Raw genomic sequence first — 25,108 nt, forward strand, 5'->3', positions numbered from 1 at the left:
GATGAGGGGGCGGTAATCGGGGTTAACGGAAAAGAAGAGGGAGGCCAATGCCTCCCTCTCTATTTGCTGACGTTTTCTATGCCAGCAAGAGGCCATCAACCCGCCATCAGATATCCACCTGCGAACCCAGCTCGATAACCCGGTTGGGCGGGATCTCGAACTGATCCGGGGCCCGCAGGGCGTTGCGCTGCAGCAGCATAAAGAGCTTGCCGCGCAGATAGAGATACCAGGGGCGGTCTTTCATGATGAGCGACTCGTGGGCCATAAAGAACGAGGTCTCCATCATCCGGCAACTGAGCCCCTCGGCGTTGCAGCGGTGGAAGATCTCCTCCACGTTCGGGGTCTCGCGCCAGCCGTAGCTTGCCACCACCCGCCAGAAGGTGGGGGAGAGCTGCTCGATGCAGACCCGGCGCACATTGTGGACGTAGGGCACATCCTCCACCCGCAGGGTGAGCAGGATGATCCGCTCGTGCAGCACCTTGTTGTGCTTGAGGTTATGGAGCAGCGCATGGGGGATCACATTGACCACCCGCGACATATAGACGGCAGTGCCGGCTACCCGGGTCGGCGGGGACTTTTCCAGCGAGGCGATCATCGGCTCAAGGGAGTTGCCGTGCTCGTTCAGGCGACGAATAAGCTGGAAACGCTCGCTCTTCCAGCTGGTCATCACGGTGAACATCACCGCGCCCAGGGTGAGCGGCAGCCAGCCGCCGGAGAAGATCTTGGCGAGGTTGGCGGCAAAGAGCGGCACGTCGATACAGAGCAGCGCGGCAAACAGGATGGCCACCAGATACTTGTTCCAGTGCCAGCTGTTCTTGGCCACCGAGCAGGAGAGGATGGAGGTGAGCACCATGGTGCCGGTCACCGCGATGCCGTAGGCCGCCGCCAGATTGCTGGAGTGCTCGAAGCTCATGATGACGATCACCACCGAGATATAGAGCATCCAGTTGATGACCGGAATATAGATCTGGCCGGACTCCTGCTCGGAGGTGTGAACGATGCGAATGGGGGAGAGATAACCGAGGCGCACCGCCTGCCGGGTCAGCGAAAAGACCCCGGAGATCACCGCCTGCGAGGCGATCACCGTCGCCATGGTCGCCAGCAGCAGCAGCGGCACCAGCGCCCATTTCGGCGCGAGCAGGAAGAAGGGGTTGGCAATGGCGGCGGGGTTACTCAGCAGCAGCGCACCCTGACCGAAGTAGTTGAGCACCAGAGAGGGCAGCACCACGATAAACCAGGCGAGGCGAATGGGATTTTTGCCAAAGTGGCCCATATCCGCGTAGAGCGCCTCCACCCCGGTGATGGCCAGCACCACGGCGCCGAGGGCAAAGAAGGAGGTGGTCTGGTACTGGATAAAGAAACGCACCGCCCAGACGGGGTTGAGCGCACCCAGCACCTCGGGGTTGTGGATGATGCCGCGCAGCCCCAGCACCGCCAGCGTCATAAACCAGATCAGCATGATGGGGGCAAACAGCTTGCCCACCATGGCGGTGCCATGTTTCTGGATGGCGAACAGCAGGGTCAGCACCAGCACCGAGAGAGTGACGATATAGGGGTCGAGGGCGGGGGTGAGAATGCTCAGACCCTCGATGGCCGACATCACCGACATCGCCGGGGTGATCACCACCTCGCCATAGAAGAAGCTGCCGCCAATCAGGCCGAGGATGATCAGCAGCGGCGTCCAGCGGGTGGAGGCGTTGCGGGTCGCCAGCGACATCAGGGTGAGAATGCCACCCTCGCCGGCGTTGTCGGCCCGCATCACAAAGGAGAGGTACTTGACCGACACCACCAGGATCAGCAGCCAGAAGATCAGCGAGAGAAAGCCGAGAATGGAGGCCGGCTCGACGCCGAACCCGAATTGACCTGACAGGCACTCGCGCAAGGTATAGAGCGGGCTGGTGCCGATATCGCCATAGACTACGCCAATCGCCGCCAGCATGACGCCGGACATGGCTTGTTGTTTATCACAGTTCATGAGTTCATCTTGTCAGTTTGATGTTTACACGTTTGCCACAGCAGATCGCCCCGAACACATCAGGTATGTGTGGATACAACATCGGGGGGAAATCAAAGGATTGCGATGGGAAGGGAGCTAATCGGATATAAAGATGCGTTTCATGGGACACAGTCTGTTCATCTGTCGTTAAGCTTATAATGACACACACTCTGCGGGTTCATGCTCAGGTATAAATAATCAAAACGCCCTTTTGAGCAAGGTATTAATTGGCCGTTGATTGAAATATTCACTCGCTCTGTGGGCAACCGTTTGTTTTATCTGGGTAAGTGGTTTGGCCACTATTTTTTACCGAGGCGAGCGAAAAACAGACGATAAAATAGTGACTAATTAATTGCTGGCAGGATGGCAAGGGGGAGGGTGTTGGGTAGCAATGGAGTCTTTATTTGGGGGGTAGGGTGCAATGAACGAAGTGAATTGCACCAAATATTAAAAGAGGCAAGAGGTGCAATGCGCTGCGCTTATTGCACCCTATGGCTACCAATGATAAAAGTGGTAATTATTTAGCTAATTTTTAGTCATAGTGTGAAATTTATAAAAAGTATAAATCGAGATTATAATGCTGGAGAAAATTAAAAATAAAAATGACCAGCCATTGACAATCAAGTTTAATTTTGAAAGGTAGTTGTCTTTTTTTCGGTTAGCTTCGACCAATCTATATTCAAGGGCAGATGTGTAGTAAGAAATATCAATAAGCATCCCCTCGTATGCTTTTTTATCTATAAGCGCAGTTCTTCTCTCTGGTGGCCATCCATTTGAGATGTTTTTGTATGCATCAATAGCTTCATTGCAATACCAGTCTGTTAATCTATGCTTTTCGTTTTCCGAAGCAATACATAATTTTAGTTCTTCATAAACACTTCTGTATATATTTATACTTGTTGTGAGCTCAATTACGTCTTTGTTATCGGATTCTTCAACTTGTGCTTGATATAAGAGGTAGTTGAATAATGCATAATATGCAAGAATAGGAGTAACGCAAAACATGCATATAACAAGTAGTCTTGACCATAACCTTTTGGCTGATATAGAAAATATATACGCTATAATATGTCGTGCTTTGTTTAATGATTCGAAAATATATTCCATAATGGTTCTTATATTTATGCCACGTAATTAATTTTAACTAGGTTTTTATTTGCCCATTAATGTTGGCTATTAATGAATTCTGAGTGATTTCCATTTTATGGATGTTGAAGACGTCAAGTTCAACAATCGTGATAGAATGAGCTAATGTGTGTAAAATCAAATTTATTATCACACCTTTTCTTCAGAAATAGCCTTGGCGGCAGCAATCAATAGAGTGTTCTTTTGTCTTTCCAAATCGGCTTTGGTTTTTGGACAAGAGGTAGTGTCGATGATTTGGTCTAAATATTTAATTTTCTTTGTGTAGTCTCTCCGATATAACAATAAGCGCACTTCATATCTTAGGTAAGCTAAAGTGATTGTGACAAGATAGGAGGCAAGACCAGCAACGAATGATATAGTTTGCTCTGTAACATATGGAAATATAGCTGAATCAGAAGGAATTGTTTTTGACCAAGTTAGGACAATAAAAGTTATTAGTGCGGTGATAGCAGCACTACTTAATATATCAGTTTTTTGAATTTCTTTTGTATGTTGAGGTTGTAACTCATGAGACATGCTTATCACCTCTATGAGCTTGGATGACTTCCCATAGAGGGTCATCAGGATATAAATATAAAGTATTAATGTTTTTATGGCCAAGACGATCAATTACAATTACACGTACTTTTCTAGTTCTAATTCGATGAATAATAATCGGCTTAATATAGTTAAGGATGATAGCAAACACGATTGCTATAGATATTATTATAGAAGTTTCCATTGTCGTTCCTCGGCAGGTATATGTTCCCTTACATCCGTTACCGTATAGTTTATAAAGGTTTTACCTGTCAACTTCACTCTCTCCTTATACCATACACCCTCAATTTTAAGTAAGTCATCTTTTGAAAAACGTTCTTGGTTATCTGAGACTCGTTTTAAAAAAACAGAATCTGTAATAACAACGGTAATGCTATTGGCTGGGTTGTCTTTAGAAATTAACTTCCATTTTGCTTTGGGGTTATAGCTTAGTGTTTCAACGTAGTAAAAGCCGGATATTTTTCCTTCTTCGATAATATGCCTATGATTTCTTTTTACTACTAAGTTATTATTGTCTTCTTTTGATATTTTTATTTTTTGACAAATGGATGAACCATGGTCAATTGTTAAGGAATCAATACCATCCTCGGTTAGAGGAGCCGCAACATCACTAATTGCAGAGCGAATTTTTGGGTTGGTCAAAATTGCACACTGAAGTTCATTCAAAACAACTTTTTCACCATTTATATCTATCTCATAGCCATCATGAGTCTCTTTTATCAATATTTCTGTTGTGCTCATATCCATTTGCTTCAATAAATTTATTGCAGATTGGATGGATTGAATCACAGAATTTATTATAGATGTTTTATTGATCTGTATTTGTGACTCACTTTCCCGTGTAAAAAGCTGTAGTAACCACCATAAAGATCCCTCTTTGAATCCACCTTCTAACAACGTGTCAATATTAACTTGAGATTTATAGATCTTATTCGCTTCTTTAAAAGCCTCTTTGTATATGGTGTCTAAACCATTGATGCTAGATGATACATAACTTGCTTTCATCCGATGAGATTTTATTCTGTCTCCGTTCCCGTCATAACTGACCATTACGGGGTGATAGTTAACAAGTTCCATTTTTTTCCTGAAAGTATCTTGTGCATATCAATTGGACATATGCTGTTATCTGCTTGATGTCCTGGCTAAAAAAGTAGAAATAATTTTTGGTTGAAGTCCATCTTAGAGTTGCGTTATGTCATCGCTACCGCCCCTAAGTTCCAGCCCCTAGTCTGCTGCTTTTTACCTGTAGTTTTGTATTGCTTATCTGCATGGAAACGACCCCAACGGAGCTGGTTGCCAAGTGGCACATATTAACCGGAGGGATAGAAAACTGAAGAGGCAGGGGCCTAAAACCGGCTCTGGCTCAACAAATCAGTCAATAAGTGGCTCATTTTTGTTCTGTTTGACTTGATGATTGTCTGCCAGCTCGATAGTAAAACCAAACAACTTGCCGTCGCCCAAAGCGGCTTTGGCGTGCTGTACAGCCCATTTTTGGCCCTTGGTATGGCTTTTCTCCCGGGATTTCGTTCCTCCGCTTGCCCGGTTTGGGGCGGCCGATCCTGGCTGCAAACTCCTTCAAACGGCTCCGTTATACGGCTGGGGCAGGGGCTGGTCAGCCGGTGTCGAGCTCGTCACTTTTGTCGTGTCGATCACACTTCCCACCCCGTCGTCACCCTCGTCAGTAGCGGTAAATAGCACGCTGTTCTTGCTGATTACTCCTTTATTTTCAGATGGTTGTGAATTTTTATCGCACCCTTGGCCCTTTTTGGTCTGATAAATGCTTTGTGGGGGCTGGCCGCCTCTTTGCCTGTCGGCGGGCGGCCCGGTGTAACGAACCATTTAGGATCCCTCTCTATGAACAGCTTCGTGATTGCAGATCCCAGTCTCTGTATTGGGTGTCGTACCTGTGAGGTGGCCTGCGCCGTTTCACACCAGTCAGGGTCTTGCAGCGGGACCCTTGAGCGGGAGGGCGGCCTGCATCTTGCCATCGAGGATGGACATCTGGTCTCCAGGGACAGCTACTTTCAGCCGCGCCTGAAGGTGATTGTGGGCAGCAAGGTGACCACGCCGGTGCTCTGCCGCCAGTGTGAAGACAAGCCGTGCGCCATGGCCTGCCCGAACAATGCCATTGTCAGCGAGGATGGCTGCGTCAAGGTGTTGCAGGAGCGCTGCATCGGCTGCAAGTCCTGTGTGGTGGCCTGTCCTTACGGCGCCATGGCGGTGGTGCTCAAAGAGGTGGTACCCGCTGCCGATTCGCTCTTCAAGCGTCCGCAGACCAAGGCGCAGGCGCTCAAGTGCGATCTCTGCCGTCACCGCGAGGCGGGCCCGGCCTGTGTCGAGGTGTGTCCGACCCAGGCGCTGCGGCTGGTCACGCCGGAGCATCTTGAAACCCTGAACCGGCAGAAGCAGCTGGCCAGTGCCGAGGCACTGCTGGCGATGCCGGCGCGGGTGTGAGCGGGCTTGCCGAGCCATTTTTCGTTAACAAACAAGAGTGTGAGTCATGAAAAAAGTCATTACCGTGTGCCCCTATTGCGGCACCGGTTGCAAAATCAACCTGCTGGTTGAAAACGACAAGGTGGTGGGGGCCGAAGGCGCCAACGGCCGGACCAACGAGGGGCAGCTCTGCCTCAAGGGCTATTACGGTTGGGATTTTTTGAACGACACCAACCTGCTGACCCCCCGTCTCAAGAGCCCGATGATCCGCCGCGAGCGCGGTGGCAAGTTCGAGGCCGTCTCCTGGGACGAAGCGATCGAGTTCGCCAGCAGCCGTCTCTCTGCCATCAAGGCGAAATATGGCCCGGACGCCATCATGACCACCGGCTCTGCCCGTGGCCCCGGCAATGAAGCCAACTATGTGATGCAGAAATTTGCCCGTGCGGTGATTGGGACGAACAACGTCGACCACTGCGCGAGGGTGTGACACGCACCCTCAGTCTCCGGTCTGGAGACAACTGTAGGCAACGGCGCCATGAGCAACGCCATTCCCGAAATTCAAGAGACCAAGTGCCTGCTGGTGTTTGGTTACAATGCTGCTGACTCTCACCCCATCGTCGCCCGCCATATCCTCAAGGCGAAGGCAAACGGGGCCAAGGTGATTGTGTGTGATCCCCGTATGGTGGAGACCGCCCGCATCGCCGATCAGTGGCTGCCGCTCAAAAACGGTTCCAACATGGCGCTGGTTAACGCCTTCGCCAACGTGTTGATCAATGAAGGGCTCTACAACAAGGAGTTCGTCGCCAACTACACCGAAGGATTCGACACCTTCAAGGCCACGGTGGCCAAGTACACCCCGGAATATGTGGAGGGGATCACTGGCCTCAAGGCCGCCGATATCCGCGCCGCCATTCGCACCTATGCCGAATCGCCTGCTTCCATGATCCTGTGGGGCATGGGGGTGACCCAGTACGGTCAGGCGGTGGACGTGGTCAAGGGGCTGGCGGGTCTGGCGCTGCTGACCGGCAACTTCGGTCGCCGCGGCACCGGCTGTGGGCCGGTGCGCGGTCAGAACAACGTGCAGGGCACCTGTGACATGGGGATGCTGCCCCACCAGTTCCCGGGTTATCAGTCGGTGGCCGATCCCGAGATCAGCGCCAAGTTCGCCAAGGCGTGGGGCGTGGAATCCCTCTCTCAAAAGCCAGGCTATCGTCTGACCGAGCTTGGCCACAAGGTGGAGGAGGGCAAGTGCAAGGCCTTCTACATCTTCGGTGAAGATCCGGCCCAGACCGAGGCTGACTTGGGTCAGTTCCGCCGCACTCTGGCGGGGATGGAGCTGGTGATCGTGCAGGATATCTTCATGACCCAGACCGCCGAGATGGCCGACGTCATTCTGCCCGCCACCAGCTGGGGCGAGCATGAAGGGGTCTACAGCTCGGCGGATCGCGGCTTCCAGCGTTTCTACAAGGCGGTGACGCCCCCCGAGAACGTGAAGCCGGACTGGGCCATCTTCTCGTTGATGGCGACCGCCATGGGTTATCCCATGGAGTACCACAACACTGAGGAGATCTGGGACGAGATGCGTGCGCTCTGCCCGCTCTATGCCGGGGTCAGCTACGACAAGATGGCCGATCTCAAGAGCGTGCAGTGGCCTTGCCCGACCGAGGATCACCCGGGCACCAGCACCTTGTTCGAGGGGAATGTGTTCACCACCCCGAGTGGCAAGGGTCAGCTGATCGCCTCCGAGTGGCGGCCGCCGCTGGAGCAGCCCTGTGCCGAGTACCCGCTGGTGCTCTCCACCGTGCGCGAGGTAGGTCACTACTCCTGCCGCTCCATGACCGGCAACTGCTCGGCGCTGCAGACCCTGGCCGATGAGCCGGGCTATGTGCAGATCCACCCGAGCGATGCCAAAAAGCTCGGGGTGAAGGATCAGGCGCTGGTCTGGATCTCGTCGCGCCGTGGCAAGGTGATCACCCGCGCCAACTACAACGACCGGGTCAACGCCGGGGTGGTCTACATGACCTACCAGTGGTGGATCGGGGCCTGCAACGAGCTCACCATCGAGCACGTCGATCCCGTCTCCCACACGCCGGAGTACAAGTACTGCGCGGTGAAAATTGAGCGTATCGACAATCAGCCTGAGGCGGAAGTCTACGTCCAGACTGAATACAGCGCGCTCAAGGCGAAATTGCGCAGCGCCGCCAAGGGCTGATCGCCCTAAAAAAGAGGTTCTGCACAAATAAGGGAACCCGACTCGGATTTATCGAGTCGGGCACCCTTTTATTACCCAAAAAAAGGGGAGTAAATGATGCAACATGAAATTGGTCGCTTATTCGGACTTTTCTATATTGGCACTTATCTGGCGGCGATATTGCTGGGAATAGGCTGCTATATTTGGCGCGACGAGATGATATTTCTGCTCGGCTTCGGTTTTTTCGGCTGTTTTATGGCAGCAAGGCTTGCCATGAGCAGCGTATTTTCTGCCTTGAGTATTTCCAGTGCCTGGCTGATCGGGTTTATCTCCACCACCTTGATCAACGGCCTGCTGCTGGGGGTGATCACCCTGCTGATCTACCTCACGCACCAGAGCGTCACCGCCGAGCTTGCCGACAACGCCAGCTGGCTGCTGATGGCCTTCCAGAGCCTGTCGGCCCTCTTTATCTTCGGTGGCCTGAAGTGCTGCCACAGCCGGATCATCACCTCGTAAATTGCTGATGGATGGGTTGCAAACGCCATCTTGAAACCCGCAGCCAGCGAAGAGGAAAGGGCAGATCTGACAGTTGACGGCAGCCCACTTTTCGGGCGCCTTAATTGAGATCAAGAACTGATGAAATAACCGGTTAAATATGGCCATCAGATATATTAAATCGGATTGTAATGAAAATTGAGCTCATCTATGATGAGTCGCCATTCCAATATATCCCCCGATAACGATGTTACTTTTTGTTGTCGTTCGTTAATAACAACTCTGGAATTGCAACATGCGACAATTTTCGTCACCGCTTTTCTTATTGGCAGCCGTTTTTACGGGCTGTGGCTATTTATTTCGGTGACGGGGGCTTGTCGTGATGCGATGGCATGGACAGCCTGACTGGTGACTAAATCGATATAACGTGAGGCCGCAATGCTAAATGTGAGTGCCATCCCCCTGGACGAGATCTCTCCCATCTGGGACGACGGTTTCCTCCTGCTCTCCAAATCCCTCCTGTCGGCCGTGACGCTCGATGATTTTATCCACAAACTCAACAAGATAGATGCCAGCTTCGGCGGCGTAACCCGGGTCAACCTGATCCTCAACATGGGTGCGGATGAGGAGGCCATCTTCTACTTCATGGGACATTCCGGCCCAAAGCATCTGGTCTGCTCCAAGGCAGAGCTGCACCTCTCCCCCCGTCCGACCAAAGAGACCCCGGAACAGGCCATCATTCTCGCTGCCGCCCGCTTTGAGAATCGCTGCCCGGCGCTGGATCGCGAAGGGGTCTACGGGGGGCTGCGCTCCTACTGCCAGCTCCCCATCACCACCGCCCGCAGCCACCTTGGCGGGGTCGAGTTTATCAACACCCAGCTCGACAGCTTCACCATGGAGACCCTTGCCAAACTGACCCAGCTGGCGGCCATTATCGCCATTGCGCTGGAGAACGTGCTCGACAAGGAGCGCACTCTGGAGCAGGCCAACTCCCTGCGCCTTGAGCGCGACAGCTGCAAAATTCTGGTGGATGTAACCAACGCAGTGATCAAGCTGGTGCGCATCGCCGAGCTGCCCAAGAGCCTGTTTGCCATCCTGCACCACCACTTCGGCATCAGCAGCTTGTGTCTGGCCGAATACAACGCCACCTCCGACAGCTTCAAGAGCTATCTGGTCAATCAGCACCAGAGCGATCAGCCGGGCATCATCGATCACTCCTGTTTCGAAAAGAAGTGCCTGCAGGGGGCCCTTGGCCACAGCGAGCCGTTTTTTGTCTATCGCGAACACGGCCACGGCTGCAGCAATCGCTGCCGCTTTACCTCCCAGATCCTGCCCCCCGAGGCTGACAGCTCCTGCATTCTGCCGCTGCGTTATCGGGGCAACCTGCTGGGGGTGTTGATCCTCTCGCACCCCAACGCCGACTTTTTTGCCGATATCGATATCTCTCTGCTGGAGCAGGTGGCGGCGCGCACGGCCATTGCCATGAACAACGTGCAGGCGCAGCAGGAGATCTCCAACACCAACGGCGCCAAAGAGAAGACCATTCGCATCAACGAGCCGCAGATGCAGGGGGAGTTCCCCCACATCATCTACCAGAGCGCTGTGATGGAGAGCGTGCTGGAGAAGGTGCGGCTGGTGGCCGAGAGCGATAGTACCGTGCTGATCCTCGGCGAGACCGGTACCGGCAAGGAGCTGATCGCCCAGGCCATTCACGCCCTGAGTGCCCGCCACGACCACGAGATGGTGAAGGTGAACTGCGCCGCCATCCCCACCGGCCTTATCGAGAGCGATCTCTTTGGCCACGAGAAGGGGGCCTTTACCGGCGCCCTGACCCAGCGCATCGGCCGCTTCGAGCGGGCCCACAAGGGCACCCTGTTCCTCGACGAAGTGGGGGATATGCCGCTGGATTTGCAGCCCAAACTCTTGCGGGTATTACAGGAGCACGAGCTGGAGCGGGTGGGCAACAGCAACCCCATCGCAGTGGATGTGCGGCTGGTGGCCGCCACCAACTGCGATCTGCTCTCCATGGTCAAGAACAAGCGTTTCAGAAGCGATCTCTACTACCGCCTCAATGTCTTTCCCATCGAGCTGCCGCCGCTGCGGGAGCGGCGCGAGGATATCCCGCTGCTGGTCAATTTCTTTATCAAGAAGATCGCCAAGCGGATGCGCCGCACCATCACCTCGATCCCCGCCGATGCCATGAAGATGCTGGTGTCGCTCCCTTGGTACGGCAATATCCGCGAGCTGGAGAACGTCATCGAGCGCGCAGTGGTGATGACCCGCGGCCATGTGCTCAACCTCTCGCCCGATGAGCTGATGCCCCTCAAGGGCTACCACAAGATTGAGACCCTGGTTTATGACGAGCCCGCCACGCCGCTCTTTGCCGAGGAGGGGCCGACCGATGAGCGAGAGGCGATCATCGCCGCCTTGCGCGATTGCAACGGCATCGTCGCTGGTGAGCGTGGGGCGGCCAACCGCCTTGGTATGAAGCGCACCACCTTGCTCTCCAAAATGAAGCGGCTCGGCATCTCGGCCAGAGATCCCGAGATCATTGACGGGGTCGCACCATGAGAGAGCTACTTGAGCTTGAGGCGCGTGACGAGCTTAGCGAGCAGAGCGAACAGAACGAGCTGGCCCGTTGCGCCATCCATCGCGAGGTGGTGCACTACCGCGCCGATACCTTGACCTGCGACAGCGAGATGGCGCTCCCCTCCGAGACGCCGGTGGCGCTGGTCTACAACGGCATCGCCCACAGCGTGATGATGTGCTCGGCCTCCGATCTGGAGGATTTCGCCATCGGGTTTTCGCTATCCGAGGGGATCATCGACAGTCTGCTCGATATCCACGATATCGAGCAGATCGACGGCTGTCAGGGGATTGAGCTGCATATCACCCTGGCCAATCGCTGCATTCATCGCCTCAAAGAGAAGCGGCGCACCATGGCGGGCCGCACCGGTTGCGGCATCTGCGGCAGCGAGAGTCTGGAGCAGGTGATCCGCACCCAGCCAAGGCTGCCTGACAGCCAGCGTCTGGCTGTGGGCCATATTGACAAGGTATTGACCGCGCTGCGCCCGCTCCAGCTGCTGGGCCAGCGCACCGGCGCCACCCATGCGGCTGTGCATCTGGATGGTGAGGGCAATATTCTCGCCATCCGCGAGGATGTGGGGCGCCATATTGCGCTGGACAAGCTGGTGGGCCATCTGTGCCGCACGGGTCGCCGTGACGGTGCCATTCTGGTGACCAGCCGCGCCAGCTTCGAAATGGTGCAAAAGTGCGCCAGCGCCGGGGTGGAGATCTTGCTCGCCATCTCCGCTGCCACCGAGCTTGCGGTCGCGCGGGCCGAGCAGACCGGGCTGACGCTGGTGGGCTTTTGCCGTCCCGGGCGGGCCGAGATCTACAGCGGCTGCCAGCGCATTCTGCTTTAAGTGACAGCAAGAGTGAGAGACTGCTAAAGGGCTTATAAAAACTGGTAATAAAAAAGGGCGGGGAGTGTGACTCCCCGCCCTTGTTGTCTCTGCTTTTGTGGCGGATTAACGCGCCAGCAGGATACGCAGCATGCGGCGCAGCGGCTCGGCGGCGCCCCACAGCAGCTGGTCACCCACGGTAAAGGCGGCCAGATACTCAGGGCCCATATTGAGTTTGCGCAGACGACCCACCGGAATGCTGAGGGTGCCGGTAACGGCCGCCGGAGTCAGCTCGCGGGCTGTGATATCGCGATCATTGGGGATCACTTTTACCCAGTCGTTGTGGGCAGCCAGCAGCGCTTCGATCTCCGCCAGCGGCACATCCTTTTTCAGCTTGATGGTAAAGGCCTGACTGTGGCAGCGCAGGGCGCCGATCCGCACACAGAGACCATCCACCGGAATGACGGCGTTCTCGATACCCAAAATCTTGTTGGTCTCAGCCTGACCCTTCCACTCTTCACGGCTCTGGCCGTTGTCGAGCTTGGTGTCGATCCAGGGGATAAGGCCACCGGCCAGCGGCACGCCGAAGTTGTCTACCGGCAGGGTGCCGGAGCGGGTCTTCTCGGTGATCTTGCGCTCGATGTCGAGGATGGCGGAGGCGGGATCCGCCAGCTCGACCGCCACTTCGTCACGCAGCATCCCCATCTGGGTAACCAGCTCGCGCATATGGCGGGCACCGCCACCGGAGGCCGCCTGATAGGTCGCCACGCTCACCCACTCCACCAGATTGGCCTTGAACAGGCCGCCGAGGGCCAGCAGCATCAGGCTGACGGTGCAGTTGCCGCCAACGAAGGTCTTGATGCCGTTGTTCAGGGCCTGCTCGATGACGTCGCCGTTGACCGGATCCAGAATGATGACGGCATCTTTCTCCATCCGCAGGGAGGAGGCGGCGTCAATCCAGTAACCCTGCCAGCCAGCGGCTTTCAGGCGCGGATAGACATCCTTGGTGTAGTCGCCGCCTTGCGCGGTGATGATGATATCCTGCTTGGCCAGCGCCTCGATATCGAAGGCGTCTTGCAGAGTACCGGCATCGACGCCGAAGTTGGGTGCGGCCTCACCGGCCTGGGAGGTGGTGAAGAATGTGGGTTGAATATGGGCGAAATCCTGCTCTTCCTGCATCCGGCTCATCAGAACCGATCCCACCATGCCACGCCAACCGACCAAACCTACTTTTTTCATATTGTCCTACCCTGGATTGCTGCTAAAGAAACTCGTGGTGACACCCGTAACCCCTTGTCTGGCGACGCCTGTTTACAAGCGGTTTACAGGCCATTTAAAAAATATGCGCTGCGAAAAATGCGTCTATCCACATTACGGATTGTGGCGGCTTGCGCAAGTCGAATTGCGCAATATTCTGTGCCGTTTGCTGCATTAACCGGCAGCCAGAGCACCGCTCAGGTAGACGGGGAGGGAGAAGGTCAACATCAGATGAAAAGGCCACCGTTTATGGCGGTGGCCTGTCAATAAAACGGTTGAGGACGTCCTCTGCTGCTGTCTGGGGGGCGCAGTTGGCGTGTGAAACAGCCCGACAGCTTAGGTGCTTAGCCGTAACGAGCCAGAGTGAGCCCCTCATCGCTGATGGCGGGCTCGCTGCCGCTGATGAGATCGCACAGAAGCTGACCCGAACCGGCCGCCATGGTCCAGCCCAGGGTGCCGTGGCCGGTATTGAGCCAGAGGCCGGGAATGGGGCTTGGCCCCACCAGCGGGGTGCCGTCCGGCGTCATGGGGCGCAGTCCGGTCCAGAACTCGGCTTGGCTGATATCGCCCCCCTCGGGGAAAAGATCGCCCACCACCATTGCCAGAGTGTCGTGGCGTCTCGGATTCAAGGCGAGGTTGTAGCCCGACAGCTCCGCCATGCCGCCGACCCGGATCCGCTCGTCAAAGCGGGTGATGGCCACCTTGTAGGTCTCGTCGAGCACGGTACTGCGCGGCGCGGCCTCGGCGTTGATCATCGGCAGGGTGAGGGAGTAGCCCTTGACCGGATAGACCGGCAGCTCCAGCCCGAGCGGGCGCAGCAGCGGCCGCAAAAAGCCGGTGGCATAGCTGCCGAGCGCACAGACGATGGCATCGGCGCGATAGCGCTGCTCGCCCGCCCGCACCGCCACGGCTCGGCCACGGGCTTGCTCAATCTCGTCGATGTCGCAGTTGAAGACGAACTTGACCCCGAGCTTCTCGGCTTCAAGGGCAAGGGCCTTGGTGAAGCGGAAGCAGTCGCCGGTCTCGTCGCCGGGCAGACGCAAGCCGCCGACGATTTTGCCACGCACTCGCGCCAGCGCAGGCTCTGCCGATTCGCAGCCGCTGGCATCCAGCGACTGGTAGGGGACGCCATACTCCTCCAGCACCTCGATATCGCGCTGACTGGCATCGAGCTGGGACTGGCTTCTAAACAGCTGCAGGGTGCCGAGCTGGCGCCCTTCGTAATCGATGTTCAGCTCGTCACGCAGCCGCTTCATGCAGTCGCGGCTGTATTCGGCCAGACGCACCATGCGCCCCTTGTTGGTGGCATAGGCGGTCGGGGTGCAGTTGGCGAGCATTCTGAGCATCCAGCGTAGCTGGAAGGGATCGGCAGTGGGGCGCACGGTGAAGGGGGCATGCTTTTGCAGCATCCACTTGGCGGCCTTGAGGGGGATGCCGGGGGCCGCCCAGGGTGCCGCATAACCCGGGGATATCTGCCCGGCGTTGGCATGGCTGGTTTCAAGGGCGACGCCACCTTGTCGCTCCAGCAGGGTTACGTTGTGACCCGCTTTGGCCAGATACCAGGCGCTGGTTACCCCAATCACGCCACCACCGAGAACCACTATCTCCATATCGTCTTTCCTTGACTGATCTCCTGATGTGGCCACCACCATAATCAGCCGCCACAGGATATTCAACTGCTCTGCGCAGGATTGGGATCTCCGTCTGCTTGCCGGTCACAGGCTGGTGTTTGGTGCGATGGTGAGCCTGATTGCCAGCGTAAATCGCTGCGCTCTTGTCAGTGTGAATGTGCCAGGGGACATGGCCCGCTTACAACTGCTCCAGCTTGATCAGGTAGTGCTCCGCAGTGGCCAGAATGGCCTGCTGTTGTTCCGCGGCTTGGCCATCCCAGTTGGCATAGGGGAGGGCGAGGCGGGGATTGCCGCCCAGTGTGTCCCGATTGCGCCAGAGAAAGTGCCAGTAGAGGCTGTTGAAGGGGCAGCTCCCTTCGCCGTGGCGAGCTTTGACCTGATAGTGGCACCCCTTGCAGTAGTGGCCCATCCGCTCGAGATAGGCGCCGCTGCTGGCGTAGGGCTTGCTGCCCATCAGGCCGCCATCGGCAAACTGGCTCATGCCGCGGGTGTTGGGCAGCTCCACCCACTCGATGGCATCCACATAGATGCCGAGATACCAGGCATCCACCTCGTCAGGATGGATCCCCGTCAGCAGGGCAAAGTTGCCTGTCACCATCAGCCGCTGGATATGGTGGGCGTAACCGTGCTCGAGGGACTGGCCAATGGCGTGTCGCACGCAGGCCATCTTTGTTTCTCCATTCCAGAAGAAACCGGGCAGCGGCCGGTTGGCCCCGAGAAAATTGGTCTGCTGGTAGTCGGGCATCTTCTCCCAGTAGAGGGCGCGGACAAACTCGCGCCAGCCGAGGATCTGGCGGATAAAGCCCTCCACCTGCGCCAACGTGATGGTGGCCTGATTGGCCTGCCAGTGGGTCTCGGCGGCGCGGATCACCTCAAGCGGATGAAGCATCTTGCTGTTGAGGGAAAACGACAAACGGCTGTGAAACAGACTCCAGCCCCGCTCGCTCAGGGCATCCTGATAGCGGCCAAAGTGAGGCAGGCAGTGGGCCAGAAAATGGGCCAGCAGCTCGCGACTCTGGCGCCTTGTGATAGGCCACGGCAGTTGGCTGGCATCCGCCTCGCCGATGGTGCTGACCCCGTGGCGGGTCAGCATGGCATCAATCTCGCTCACCTCGTTGGCAAAGGTGAGGGGGGCCGGGATGGGCTGGCTCGCCGGCAGCTTGGCGCGGTTCTCGTCATCAAAATTCCAGCGCCCACCAAGGGGTTGGCCGTTCTCATCGAGCAGCACTTGGTATTGCTTTCGCAGGGCACGGTAGAAGAACTCCATCCGGCTATGGGGATAGCGCTGCCAGCCATCGCGGGGGGTGAGAAAATGCTCGCTCTCCACCTCGGTGGCAGGGATGGCATGGCCCGCCGCCCAGCTTTTCAACTGGCTGGCGAGGCGCCACTCATCCGGGCTCTGCCAGGCAAAGCTGCTGGCCTGATGTGCTTCGAGCTGAGCCTCCAGCAAGCCGGGTAAGTCGGGCCAGCGGGCGCTCTCATCAAGGGTCAGGTAACAGACGCGGTGGCCCGCCTTGCCAAGGGCTGCCGCGAAGGCGCGCATGGCGGCAAAGAAGGCCAACACCTTCTGACGATGGTGGTGGCAGTAGTCAGTCTCCTGACGCAGCTCCGCCATCAGATAGCAGACCGCCGGATCCGGGGTGCGAAACCAGCTGTGACCGGCGTTCAGCTGATCGCCGAGAACAAGGCGCAGCTCCATCAGACTCGCTCCCCCTCAGGTTGCTGGCTGCGGTGACGAGCGTGGCGACAGCGTTCGCTGCAGTAGCGAACCTCCTCCCAGCTGCGCGCCCACTTGCGCCGCCAACTGAAGGGGCGCTGGCAGACGGGGCAGATCTTCTCGGGCAGATGGGGTTTGCGATGCATGATGGCTTCCGGCCTTGGCTGATGGGGGATGTGGCGTGTGGGTAGGGAGAATAACGAAGCGGGAGCGCGGGCGGATCAACCTCGCTGCCGGTTTGCCGCGCAGATGCCCACTTTGTGAGCGGGCGCACAGCCCGTCGGTGCGCCCCTTGTTTGCCAATTAACCAGCCGTTAACGTGGCGAGGCTGCCCGTTGGCAGCATCCATCAATGGATCTTGTTGGCCACCGACTGTCTACAACCGATATGGAGGGGAGTGATGCCAATCATGACAGCTACGCCCCGGGCAGCTTGCCTGCTCGCCCACTGGTATACCCGGGATCCCATTCTCACCTTCGACTTTCCTCACCGCTGATTGGCGGCACCCGCCGTTTGAATTTGTCAGCCGGACGACCCCGATCGCCCCGGCCTCTTTGCCAATCCCGATTTCAAACACACTGGCCTAGCGCCGGTGAGGAGTATTTTATGCGTCGTATACCCGAGCCGTTTCGTATCAAGATGGTCGAGCCCATCAAACAGACCACTGGCGCCGAGCGCCGCACCGCCCTCGAGGCCGCTGGCTGGAACCCCTTCCTGCTGCTGGCCGAAGATGTCTATATCGACCTGCTGACCGACAGCGGTACCGGTGCCATGTCCGACTGTCAGTGGGCTGGCATCATGATGGGGGATGAGGCCTATGCGGGCAGCCGCAACTTCGTCGAGCTGGAGCGCACGGTGCGCGAGATTTTTGGCTACCAGCATGTGATGCCCACCCACCAGGGGCGCGGGGCCGAGCAGATCCTCTTCCCCGAGCTGGTCAAGCGTTGCAAGGGCAAGGCGCCGGTCTTTATCTCCAACTACCACTTTGACACCACCAAGGCTCACGTGGAGTTGGCTGGCGCGCGGGCCATCAACCTGCTCAACCCGAAAGCCCTCGACACCACGGCGCCCTACGCCTGGAAAGGGGATTTTGATCTCCCTCGCCTGACCGACACCATCGAGACCCTGGGGGCCGACAACGTGGCCGGCATCATCATCACGGTCACCTGCAACAGCGCCGGTGGTCAGCCGGTCTCCATGGCCAATATGGAGGCGGTTTCCGAACTGGCCCGTCGCCAGCATATTCCGGTGGTGATCGACGCCGCTCGCTTTGCCGAGAACGCCTGGTTTATCAAGGAGCGGGATCCGGCCTATGCCAAGCACAGCATCAAGGAGATAGTGCGCCAGATGTTCGCGTTGGGGGACATTTTCACCATGTCGGCCAAGAAGGACGGACTGGTCAATATCGGCGGGTTGTGTTGCTTTAAAGAGGATCTCGACCTGTTCCGCGCCGTGCAGGTGCGCTGCGTGGCGATGGAGGGGTTTGTCACCTATGGCGGCCTCGCCGGGCGGGACATGGCGGCGCTTGCCATCGGCCTGCGTGAGGGGATGGATGAGGAGTATCTCACCTACCGCATCAGTCAGGTGGCCTATCTCGGCGAGCGGCTGGCCGAGGCGGGCATCCCGATCCAGACCCCCACCGGCGGCCATGCGGTCTTTGTCGATGCCAAAAAGCTGCTGCCCCATATTCCGGCCGAGCAGTTCCCAGCCCATGCGCTCGCCTGCGAGCTCTATCTGGAAGGGGGCGTGCGCGGGGTGGAGATTGGCTCCCTGCTGCTGGGGCGCGATCCCGCCACCGGCAAGCAGGAGGCGGCGGACTTTGAACTGCTGCGTCTTACCATTCCGCGCCGGGTCTACACCCGGGATCACATGGACTATGTGGCCGACTGCCTGATCGCAGTGAAAGCGCGGGCCAGCGACATTCGCGGACTCACCTTTGACTACGAGCCGCCGCTGCTGCGCCACTTCACGGCGCGGCTAAAACCGGTCTGATCAGCAATCGGTTATACGGGGTGATCAACCGCGCCAAGCCGTGAGATCAAGGGCTGCCCCCGATTAAACGGCCAAGTAAAAAGCCCCCGTACCAAGGTGCGGGGGCTTTCGTTTATCGACACAAATATCGACACAAAGCCGGGATCAAACTGCCTGATACTCCAGTTCGACCGAGCCCAGCGCCTTGAGGGTGGACTGGGCGGAGTCACGCTGGCTGATCTGGCCGTTTTTATTCTCCAGCAGCACGGCGCGGCGGATGGTGGCGAGATCTTCGCCGTTAAGCACCGCATGGGCACAGGCCATCTGCATCGGTGGCAGGCTGGGGTTGAAGGCGGCGTTCTCGGCGTAGCGGCCAGAGAAGATGCGGCCATCGGCAAATTGCAGCGCCACCGCGGCATAGCCCTGGCTATAGGGGGCATAGCTTTGACGGGCGGCGGCCAGCGCGGCTTGCCACAGCGGGTCTTCGCTTTGAAGCTCAAGCTCTGCGTGATCCTGCGGGCTCATCAGCGCATCCGTGATGTCGAGGTCCGCTGGGCCAAACGAGTGGGGCAGGAAGGATTGCAGGGCGCTCAGGTCATCGGGCAGAGAGACTTTCAGGATCTTGGCGGTGCTCAGCTCGTTCATAAACTGACGGCAGTGGCCGCAAGGGGTGTAGTTGACGGTGATTTCAGATATCCCGGTCTCGCCACCCAGCCAGGCGTTGGAGATGGCGGACTGCTCGGCGTGAACCGAGTGGAACAGACCTTGCCCCGCGAACTCCATATTGGCGCCGAAGTACCAGGTGCCGCTCAGGCCACAGGCGATGGCACCGACATAAAACTTGGAGATGGGCGCCACCGAGCAGGCAGCAGCCAGCGGCAACAGGGCGAGGCGCAGGGCGCGATCATCGAGACCTGTGGCGGCTTTCAGGGTGGCGACTTGCTCCGGCGTGAAGCGGGCGTTGAAGTCGGCACTATCCAGCATGGGCTGCACGGCTGCTTTGAGCGGGGCAGAGAGGGTATCGAATGGCTTGGCAAAACGGGGATGCATAGTGTGTCCTCAAAGGCCAATTGGGCGGCCATTGTAGGGAGCAAGCTCGGGTAAATGTGTGAGCAGGCTCACGCCCTGACGGGCAAACGGAGGGGGATGGTAATGGAAACGTTTGTCTTGTGCAAATTGTGCGGCAGGTCGCACCCCGACAGCGCTGCAGAGCCGTCGGAGTGGTTAATCATCGGTCAGGTGAGCCAGTGATAGATGGCAAAAAGGAGGGGCGCAACGGCCGCGGTGAGGATCCCGCATACCACCATGGCGAGCGATGCAAAGGCCCCTTGGGTGATCCCCTTCTCGGCGGAGGTGGCGGTGCCGATGGCGTGGGCACAGGCCCCCATGGCGAGCCCTTGCGCTTCCGGGTCGGTCACTTTCAGCAGTTTGAGCAGCGGGTAGCCGATCAGGGCGCCGACAATTCCCACCACAACAACAACGGCCGCCGCGATGGCGGGAATGCCGCCGATAGACTGGCTGACGCTCATGGCGAGCGGGGTGGTGATGGATTTGGTCGCCAATGAGGCGAGTAGCGCCGGATCTGTGCCCATAAAATGACCGATCAGCAGGGTTGTGCACACCGAGATCAAGACGGAGGCGAGGGTACAGATTAGGATGGGCTTGAGCTTGGCCTGGATCTGGCGCGCCTGCTGATAGAGCGGCAGCGCCAGCGCCACCACGGCGGGCTCCAGCAGCATGGTAATGGGGCTGCTGCCGCGCTCGTACTGCTCAAGGGGCAGATCAAACCAGAGCAGCAGGCCGATGATCACCGCGGTCGGCACCAGCACAGGGTTGATGATGGGCCAGGGCAGGCGGCGATAGAGGGCGCGGGTGGCGAAATAGAGCGCCAGGGTCAGGGGAATGGCTAGCCAGAAGATCATTTGTTCATCCTCTGGTAGAGCCGACCGACGGTGGCGAGGATCAGCACAATCCCGAGCACGATGCAGAGCATGATGACGCCGAAGGATTGGCGCAGGGGCTCTAGCCAGGCCACCAGTCCGACCGCGACCGGCACGAACAAAACGCCCATGTGGCGCAGCAGCAAGCCAGCGCCCAGCTCGACCCAGTGCAGCTTGATCAGTTGCAGGGAGAGCAGCACAAACAGCAGCAGCATGCCGATGATGCTGCCGGGAAAGGCGAAAGGCAGGATGGCTGCCACGGATTTGCCTGCCAGCAGGCAGGCGACGATGACCATAAAGTCACGAAAGTACAGCAAGGCGCGTTGCGCGATCACGTGAACCTCATCGACTGGGAAGAAAAATCGCAGTTTACCAGAGAGGCCGGGTCGCGGCATTAAAACAATAACAACTGAAATCAGTTCATTTGAAGCTGATTTGTATGCAGATTATCTGTTGAACATCGTCTGATAGAACCCTTTTCGAACTACAAGGAGTAGTGATGACATCCCTCTTGTCCCGAGTTCGCCAGCTGGCGAACGATAATGCGTTGCCACCCCATCTGCTGCAAACCCGTCAGTGGGAAGGGCCCCTGTGTCGGGTGCGACTCGACAACACCGGTTCTGATGCCACCCCGGTCGAGCGCTGGGTGCTGTTTGACGGCAAGCTTGGCCTGCCGGTGGAGAGCGCCATTTATGGCGAAGGATTCCAGATGCTGGCCCAGACCATGGGTAGCTGGCAATCACCGCAACATGTCGGCCGTTGTCCCGATGCCAGCGTTTATCGCATCACTGATGACAATGACTATCACACCATTCACAACCTGTTGCTGGTGGAGCATGGCAAGGGGTGGCTGCTGCTCGCCTTTGCCAGCTGCCACCGTTTTGGCGGGGAGTTTCGCCTCTACCCCGATGGTCGCTTGCAGATCCTGATGAACTGCGAAGGGCGAAAACTTGCGGCCGGTGAGCATTGGCAGAGTGAGGCGCTGATCTGCCTCGAAGGGCCGGAGCGCGAAGATCTGCTGGCTGAGTTGGCACGGCTGATCGAGGCCGAGCATGGCTCGCTGATCGGCAAGGTGAGTGATCGCCCGAGCGGTTGGTGCTCCTGGTATCACTACTACGCCGAGGTGAGTGCTGCCGATATTCGCGAAAATCTGCAGGTGCGTGCCGAGCGTTTCCCAGCCCTGCGTTACGTGCAGATCGATGACGGCTATCAGGCCAAGATGGGCGACTGGCTCACCCCGTCGGCCAAGTTCGAGCAGGGGGTGGCATCACTGGCTGAGGAGATCAAACAGGCTGGCTGCGAGCCTGCCCTCTGGGTCGCTCCTTTTATTGCAGAGCCCGGTTCGCAGGTGTTTCAGGATCACCCCGACTGGTTTGTGAAGGGGGATGACGGCTTGCCGCTGCCCTCAGAGCGGGTTACCTATGGTGGTTGGCGCTGTACCCCCTGGTATGTGCTGGATGGTACCCACCCCGAGGTGCAGGCGCACCTTGAGCAGGTGTTCCGCACCCTGCGCGAACAGTGGGGTATCCACTACTTCAAACTCGATGCCAACTTCTGGGGCGCCATCCACGGTGGCCGTTTCCACGATCCGGCTGCCACCCGGGTTGAAGCCTATCGGCGCGGTATGGCCGCCATCCTGCGTGGTGCAGGTGAAGGCGCTTTCCTGCTCGGTTGCAACGCGCCCATCTGGCCCAGCCTTGGCCTGGTGCACGGCATGCGGGTGAGCGATGACGTGGAGCGCAATGGCCACCGCTACCGCCAAATTGCCCGTGAAGCCTTCTGCCGCGCCTGGCAAAATGACAAGCTCTGGGCCCTCGACCCCGACTGCATTTGCCTGCGGGATCTACCGAGCCAGCAGGCAAGCCAGGCGGATTACAGTTTCCATCTGGCAGCGCTGGTGGCAAGTGGCGGCATGATGCTGGCCGGTGATCGGCTGCAAGATCTCGATGAGGAGCAGGCGGCGCAACTGCGCAAGCTGCTTGAGCTCTGTGCGGCCCGGACACCTTCTGCCCGTTTCGAGTCGATGGACTTTGCCTGCGGCGAAGTAAGCCTGCCCGAGGGCGGCACTCTGCTCTGCCTGTTCAACTGGGAGGGGCAACCACAGGAGTTTCTGCTGCCGGAAGGGGGAAGCGATTTTTGGCTGGGACAGGCAGTCGGCACGGCTGTGACCCTGCAAGGGGGCGAGGGGCGGGTGATCCGCTACGCCTGATCACAACGTCACCATAAACAATTCAGGCTCCATCACGGAGCCTGAATTGTTTCAATCAGCGGTTATCAGTCACGTTTTTCAGTAACGCAGTCAGTAACGCCACTCAAAACCGACGGCGTATTTGGCGGAGCCATAGCCCGGGATATCACTGCCGGAGGCGATCGCCTTGAGGGTCAGCAACGGGGTGATGGGCACCCCCAGACCAAAACCGATGGCCAACTGATCATTGGGGTTCCCCATCAGATCGACCCGCATCACCCGATAGAGGGACATATCCTCGCTCAGGTGCATATAGGCTTGCGAAGCGCGGTTATAGACCTGACCAAACACCTCCAGCTGGAAACCTGACTGGGCGCTGATGGCCAGCGGTACCCCGACAAACTTGTAGAGATGGGAACCGTTGAAGTAGCTGTTGGTGATCAGAGGAGTGAAATCAGTCTGCTGATAAAGGGTGTTGAAGTTCTGTTCTACGATGCGATAGGTCTGCTCGGGCAGGCGAGCAAGATAATCCGGTACATCGAACCGGTATGCGGCGTTGGCTGCCAGCGGCAGCAGGGCCAGTAATCCGAGCAGTGCGTGGTGACGAGGCATCAGCAAATGGCTTCCGTTCGGCCAAAGAGATCTCTTGCTTGTGAGACATCCGCTCAGGATGTTGCAAGATATTGGTTTTTGGGGAAATCCCCTTCGTCATTATGACCTGAAGAAGGGGATGAGCGGGGAGGATTTATTGTGAAACTACTCACAACTCATAAATCTTCCAGATAGTGATAGAGACTCTTTAGAATCGCGAAGTTCCGTTCGTTACTCTGGTTCTGCTCGGCCAGCGCCTCGAGACGGGGCACATAGTCCGGCAGACGGCGGCTGAAGTAGTCGCTGCAGTGCAGGCGCCAGCGTTTCTGCTCTGCTTCGCTCAAGGTGTGTGGCCAGTTGCGGGCGCGGTAGCGGAACAGCATCTCCGGCAGCCGCGCGTCGGTAAAGGCAAATTCCCGCTCACCCAGCAGATCCGCCGGGGTGGCGCGCACCAGATCCATGGTGGACTTGTCGCCGTGGCCAAAGAATCCGGCGTAGAGCTGGGTATCGGGGTCGCTCTCATTGCTGCCGGCGAACTCCTGATTGAACACTTCCACCAGTTTTTCCCGTACCTCGGGGTGGGCGCGCAGCAGATCCAGGCTCTTGCGGCACTGCTCCCGATTGATGCCGAGCTCGTCGGCCCGTTCCGCCGTCAGGGTGGCGGCCGGCGCCAGCACCGGGCACTTGTTGATGTGCACCAGTTTCACCGGAATGCCCGCCAGATCCCCCAGCTCCTCTTTTTTGGTATAGAGGCGCTCGCGGATCTCCTCGCTCGTGAGCTCTATAAGCGGGGTGGGGTCGCGGGTCAGGTCGACCATGATCACCGCGTTCTGGTTGGTGGGGTGCCAGGCGAGTGGCGAGACCCAGCTTGCACAACCTTGCCAAGGAGAGAACATGCCGGAGACGTGCACCAGTGGCTTCATGGTCACCACGTCAATCAGCGCTTTCACCTTGTTTTTGTTGCGAAGGTCAAAGAGATAACCAAACAGCTTGGGTTGGGCCTTTTTCACCAGCTTGGCCATCTCGATGGTGGCCAGTACGTCGGAGAGCGCATCGTGTGCATTGGCATGGGCGACGCCGTTGGCGACTGTCAGCTTCTCCAGCCGGAAACTCGGTTTGCCTTCATCATCAAACGCCCACTCGATCCCCTCCGGGCGCAGGGCGTAGCAGGCCCGCAGCATGTCGAGAATATCCCAGCGGGAGTTGCCGTTCTGCCAGCTGTAGGCATAGGGGTCATAGAAGTTGCGATAGAGGGTATAACGGGTCACTTCATCATCGAAGCGGATGCTGTTGTAGCCAAGCACACAGGTATTCGGCGTGGCGAACTGCTCGTGGATCTGGCGAATGAAATCCGCCTCGCACAGCCCATCCTTCATCGCCTTTTGCGGCGTGATACCGGTAATCAGGCACGCCTCCGGATCCGGCAGGTAGTCTGCCGGAGGCTTGCAATAGATGACCAGTGGCTCGCCAATGAGGTTGAAATCCGCATCGGTACGAATACCGGCAAACTGCGACGGCCTGTCCTTGGCGGGGCTGATGCCGAAGGTCTCGTAGTCGTGGAAGTAGTAAGTGGGCTGGGTGGTCTGCTTCGCTGATGTGCTCATGTGTTCT

Annotated in this window: 20 protein-coding genes; 7 read left to right on the plus strand and 13 right to left on the minus strand. The window is 57.6% G+C overall.

Features of this window, described 5'->3' with window-relative positions; translation table 11 throughout:
* Positions 1–106 precede the first annotated feature (106 nt).
* The 4 genes from kup to G5306_RS02425 all read right to left on the minus strand — a co-directional run bounded on the left by kup (position 107) and on the right by G5306_RS02425 (position 4,756).
* Positions 107–1,975, minus strand: a complete 1,869-nt coding sequence (kup, locus tag G5306_RS02410; protein ID WP_139407696.1) for a low affinity potassium transporter Kup — start codon at positions 1,973–1,975, stop codon at positions 107–109.
* Between the two features lie 546 nt (positions 1,976–2,521).
* Entirely contained in the window at positions 2,522–3,103 is a 582-nt protein-coding gene (locus tag G5306_RS02415) for a hypothetical protein (RefSeq protein WP_376900277.1), read from the minus strand.
* Between the two features lie 168 nt (positions 3,104–3,271).
* Positions 3,272–3,658: a hypothetical protein gene (locus G5306_RS02420; protein WP_124929552.1), complete on the minus strand. Its 387-nt coding sequence runs from the start codon at positions 3,656–3,658 to the stop codon at positions 3,272–3,274.
* A gap of 189 nt (positions 3,659–3,847) precedes the next feature.
* Positions 3,848–4,756, minus strand: coding sequence for a hypothetical protein (locus G5306_RS02425; protein WP_338454819.1), 909 nt, complete (start codon positions 4,754–4,756; stop codon positions 3,848–3,850).
* A gap of 777 nt (positions 4,757–5,533) precedes the next feature.
* Here G5306_RS02425 and G5306_RS02430 point away from each other — a divergent pair.
* From G5306_RS02430 to fdhD, 5 genes are all read left to right on the plus strand, one after another.
* Entirely contained in the window at positions 5,534–6,133 is a 600-nt protein-coding gene (locus tag G5306_RS02430; RefSeq protein WP_421312286.1) for a 4Fe-4S dicluster domain-containing protein, read from the plus strand.
* A gap of 46 nt (positions 6,134–6,179) precedes the next feature.
* Positions 6,180–8,324 (plus strand): formate dehydrogenase subunit alpha, encoded by a 2,145-nt coding sequence (fdhF, locus tag G5306_RS02435; protein WP_421312288.1) that lies wholly within the window; start codon positions 6,180–6,182, stop codon positions 8,322–8,324.
* Positions 8,325–8,576: 252 nt separating this feature from the next.
* The gene (locus tag G5306_RS02440; protein ID WP_234784138.1) at positions 8,577–8,819 is read left to right on the plus strand and encodes a hypothetical protein; all 243 of its coding nucleotides are present in this window, start codon (positions 8,577–8,579) and stop codon (positions 8,817–8,819) included.
* A 417-nt stretch (positions 8,820–9,236) separates the two neighbouring features.
* Positions 9,237–11,369 (plus strand): sigma 54-interacting transcriptional regulator, encoded by a 2,133-nt coding sequence (locus G5306_RS02445; RefSeq protein WP_421312289.1) that lies wholly within the window; start codon positions 9,237–9,239, stop codon positions 11,367–11,369.
* Positions 11,366–12,223, plus strand: a complete 858-nt coding sequence (gene fdhD, locus G5306_RS02450; protein WP_421312291.1) for a formate dehydrogenase accessory sulfurtransferase FdhD — start codon at positions 11,366–11,368, stop codon at positions 12,221–12,223. Before G5306_RS02445 ends, fdhD begins: the two co-directional genes overlap by 4 nt.
* Positions 12,224–12,328: 105 nt before the next feature.
* Here fdhD and asd read toward each other — a convergent pair whose 3' ends face one another.
* The 4 genes from asd to G5306_RS02470 all read right to left on the minus strand — a co-directional run bounded on the left by asd (position 12,329) and on the right by G5306_RS02470 (position 16,953).
* Positions 12,329–13,441: an aspartate-semialdehyde dehydrogenase gene (gene asd / locus G5306_RS02455; RefSeq protein ID WP_376896633.1), complete on the minus strand. Its 1,113-nt coding sequence runs from the start codon at positions 13,439–13,441 to the stop codon at positions 12,329–12,331.
* A 362-nt stretch (positions 13,442–13,803) separates the two neighbouring features.
* The gene (locus G5306_RS02460; protein ID WP_421312423.1) at positions 13,804–15,111 is read right to left on the minus strand and encodes a D-amino acid dehydrogenase; all 1,308 of its coding nucleotides are present in this window, start codon (positions 15,109–15,111) and stop codon (positions 13,804–13,806) included.
* A 157-nt stretch (positions 15,112–15,268) separates the two neighbouring features.
* Positions 15,269–16,789 carry a cryptochrome/photolyase family protein gene (locus tag G5306_RS02465; RefSeq protein ID WP_421312293.1) on the minus strand — a complete coding sequence of 507 codons (1,521 nt, stop codon included), beginning with the start codon at positions 16,787–16,789 and terminating at the stop codon, positions 15,269–15,271.
* On the minus strand, positions 16,789–16,953 hold the full coding sequence (locus tag G5306_RS02470) for a DUF2256 domain-containing protein (protein WP_080741246.1): 165 nt from the start codon (positions 16,951–16,953) through the stop codon (positions 16,789–16,791). The genes G5306_RS02465 and G5306_RS02470 overlap by 1 nt, the downstream gene beginning before the upstream one ends.
* 460 nt (positions 16,954–17,413) lie before the next feature.
* Here G5306_RS02470 and G5306_RS02475 point away from each other — a divergent pair, with 460 nt between their 5' ends.
* Positions 17,414–18,799, plus strand: coding sequence for a tryptophanase (locus G5306_RS02475; RefSeq protein ID WP_374996716.1), 1,386 nt, complete (start codon positions 17,414–17,416; stop codon positions 18,797–18,799).
* 144 nt (positions 18,800–18,943) lie between these two features.
* Here the strand turns inward: G5306_RS02475 and cdd are convergent, their stop codons facing one another.
* The 3 genes from cdd to G5306_RS02490 form a co-directional block, all read right to left on the minus strand.
* A complete protein-coding gene (gene cdd / locus G5306_RS02480; protein ID WP_005333283.1) occupies positions 18,944–19,828 on the minus strand; it encodes a cytidine deaminase in 885 nt (294 codons plus the stop codon).
* A gap of 185 nt (positions 19,829–20,013) precedes the next feature.
* Positions 20,014–20,700: an LrgB family protein gene (locus tag G5306_RS02485; protein WP_108572843.1), complete on the minus strand. Its 687-nt coding sequence runs from the start codon at positions 20,698–20,700 to the stop codon at positions 20,014–20,016.
* Positions 20,697–21,053 carry a CidA/LrgA family protein gene (locus tag G5306_RS02490; RefSeq protein WP_005333279.1) on the minus strand — a complete coding sequence of 119 codons (357 nt, stop codon included), beginning with the start codon at positions 21,051–21,053 and terminating at the stop codon, positions 20,697–20,699. Before G5306_RS02490 ends, G5306_RS02485 begins: the two co-directional genes overlap by 4 nt.
* Before the next feature lie 164 nt (positions 21,054–21,217).
* Between G5306_RS02490 and G5306_RS02495 the strand changes: the two genes are divergently transcribed.
* Positions 21,218–22,927 (plus strand): glycoside hydrolase family 36 protein, encoded by a 1,710-nt coding sequence (locus G5306_RS02495; protein WP_421312295.1) that lies wholly within the window; start codon positions 21,218–21,220, stop codon positions 22,925–22,927.
* Positions 22,928–23,017: 90 nt separating this feature from the next.
* Here the strand turns inward: G5306_RS02495 and G5306_RS02500 are convergent, their stop codons facing one another.
* Together G5306_RS02500 and sbcB are read right to left on the minus strand one after the other, a co-directional pair.
* Complete coding sequence (locus G5306_RS02500; RefSeq protein WP_005360277.1) at positions 23,018–23,518, minus strand: hypothetical protein; 501 nt, start codon at positions 23,516–23,518, stop codon at positions 23,018–23,020.
* A 155-nt stretch (positions 23,519–23,673) separates the two neighbouring features.
* Positions 23,674–25,101, minus strand: coding sequence for an exodeoxyribonuclease I (sbcB, locus tag G5306_RS02505; RefSeq protein ID WP_421309797.1), 1,428 nt, complete (start codon positions 25,099–25,101; stop codon positions 23,674–23,676).
* Between the last annotated feature and the right edge of the window lie 7 nt (positions 25,102–25,108).

Source organism: Aeromonas sp. 603404 (assembly GCF_049171775.1).
Classification (GTDB): domain Bacteria; phylum Pseudomonadota; class Gammaproteobacteria; order Enterobacterales; family Aeromonadaceae; genus Aeromonas; species Aeromonas veronii_A.

Bases quoted from the DNA above. Each gene is read 5' to 3' on its own strand.
- kup (WP_139407696.1), bottom strand. From the start codon at position 1,975: ATGAACTGTGATAAACAACAAGCCATGTCCGGCGTCATGCTGGCGGCG.
- G5306_RS02415 (WP_376900277.1), bottom strand. From the start codon at position 3,103: ATGGAATATATTTTCGAATCATTAAACAAAGCACGACATATTATAGCG.
- G5306_RS02420 (WP_124929552.1), bottom strand. From the start codon at position 3,658: ATGTCTCATGAGTTACAACCTCAACATACAAAAGAAATTCAAAAAACT.
- G5306_RS02425 (WP_338454819.1), bottom strand. From the start codon at position 4,756: ATGGAACTTGTTAACTATCACCCCGTAATGGTCAGTTATGACGGGAAC.
- G5306_RS02430 (WP_421312286.1), top strand. From the start codon at position 5,534: ATGAACAGCTTCGTGATTGCAGATCCCAGTCTCTGTATTGGGTGTCGT.
- G5306_RS02440 (WP_234784138.1), top strand. From the start codon at position 8,577: ATGAGCAGCGTATTTTCTGCCTTGAGTATTTCCAGTGCCTGGCTGATC.
- G5306_RS02445 (WP_421312289.1), top strand. From the start codon at position 9,237: ATGCTAAATGTGAGTGCCATCCCCCTGGACGAGATCTCTCCCATCTGG.
- fdhD (WP_421312291.1), top strand. From the start codon at position 11,366: ATGAGAGAGCTACTTGAGCTTGAGGCGCGTGACGAGCTTAGCGAGCAG.
- asd (WP_376896633.1), bottom strand. From the start codon at position 13,441: ATGAAAAAAGTAGGTTTGGTCGGTTGGCGTGGCATGGTGGGATCGGTT.
- G5306_RS02460 (WP_421312423.1), bottom strand. From the start codon at position 15,111: ATGGTGGTGGCCACATCAGGAGATCAGTCAAGGAAAGACGATATGGAG.
- G5306_RS02465 (WP_421312293.1), bottom strand. From the start codon at position 16,789: ATGGAGCTGCGCCTTGTTCTCGGCGATCAGCTGAACGCCGGTCACAGC.
- G5306_RS02470 (WP_080741246.1), bottom strand. From the start codon at position 16,953: ATGCATCGCAAACCCCATCTGCCCGAGAAGATCTGCCCCGTCTGCCAG.
- G5306_RS02475 (WP_374996716.1), top strand. From the start codon at position 17,414: ATGCGTCGTATACCCGAGCCGTTTCGTATCAAGATGGTCGAGCCCATC.
- cdd (WP_005333283.1), bottom strand. From the start codon at position 19,828: ATGCATCCCCGTTTTGCCAAGCCATTCGATACCCTCTCTGCCCCGCTC.
- G5306_RS02485 (WP_108572843.1), bottom strand. From the start codon at position 20,700: ATGATCTTCTGGCTAGCCATTCCCCTGACCCTGGCGCTCTATTTCGCC.
- G5306_RS02495 (WP_421312295.1), top strand. From the start codon at position 21,218: ATGACATCCCTCTTGTCCCGAGTTCGCCAGCTGGCGAACGATAATGCG.
- G5306_RS02500 (WP_005360277.1), bottom strand. From the start codon at position 23,518: ATGCCTCGTCACCACGCACTGCTCGGATTACTGGCCCTGCTGCCGCTG.
- sbcB (WP_421309797.1), bottom strand. From the start codon at position 25,101: ATGAGCACATCAGCGAAGCAGACCACCCAGCCCACTTACTACTTCCAC.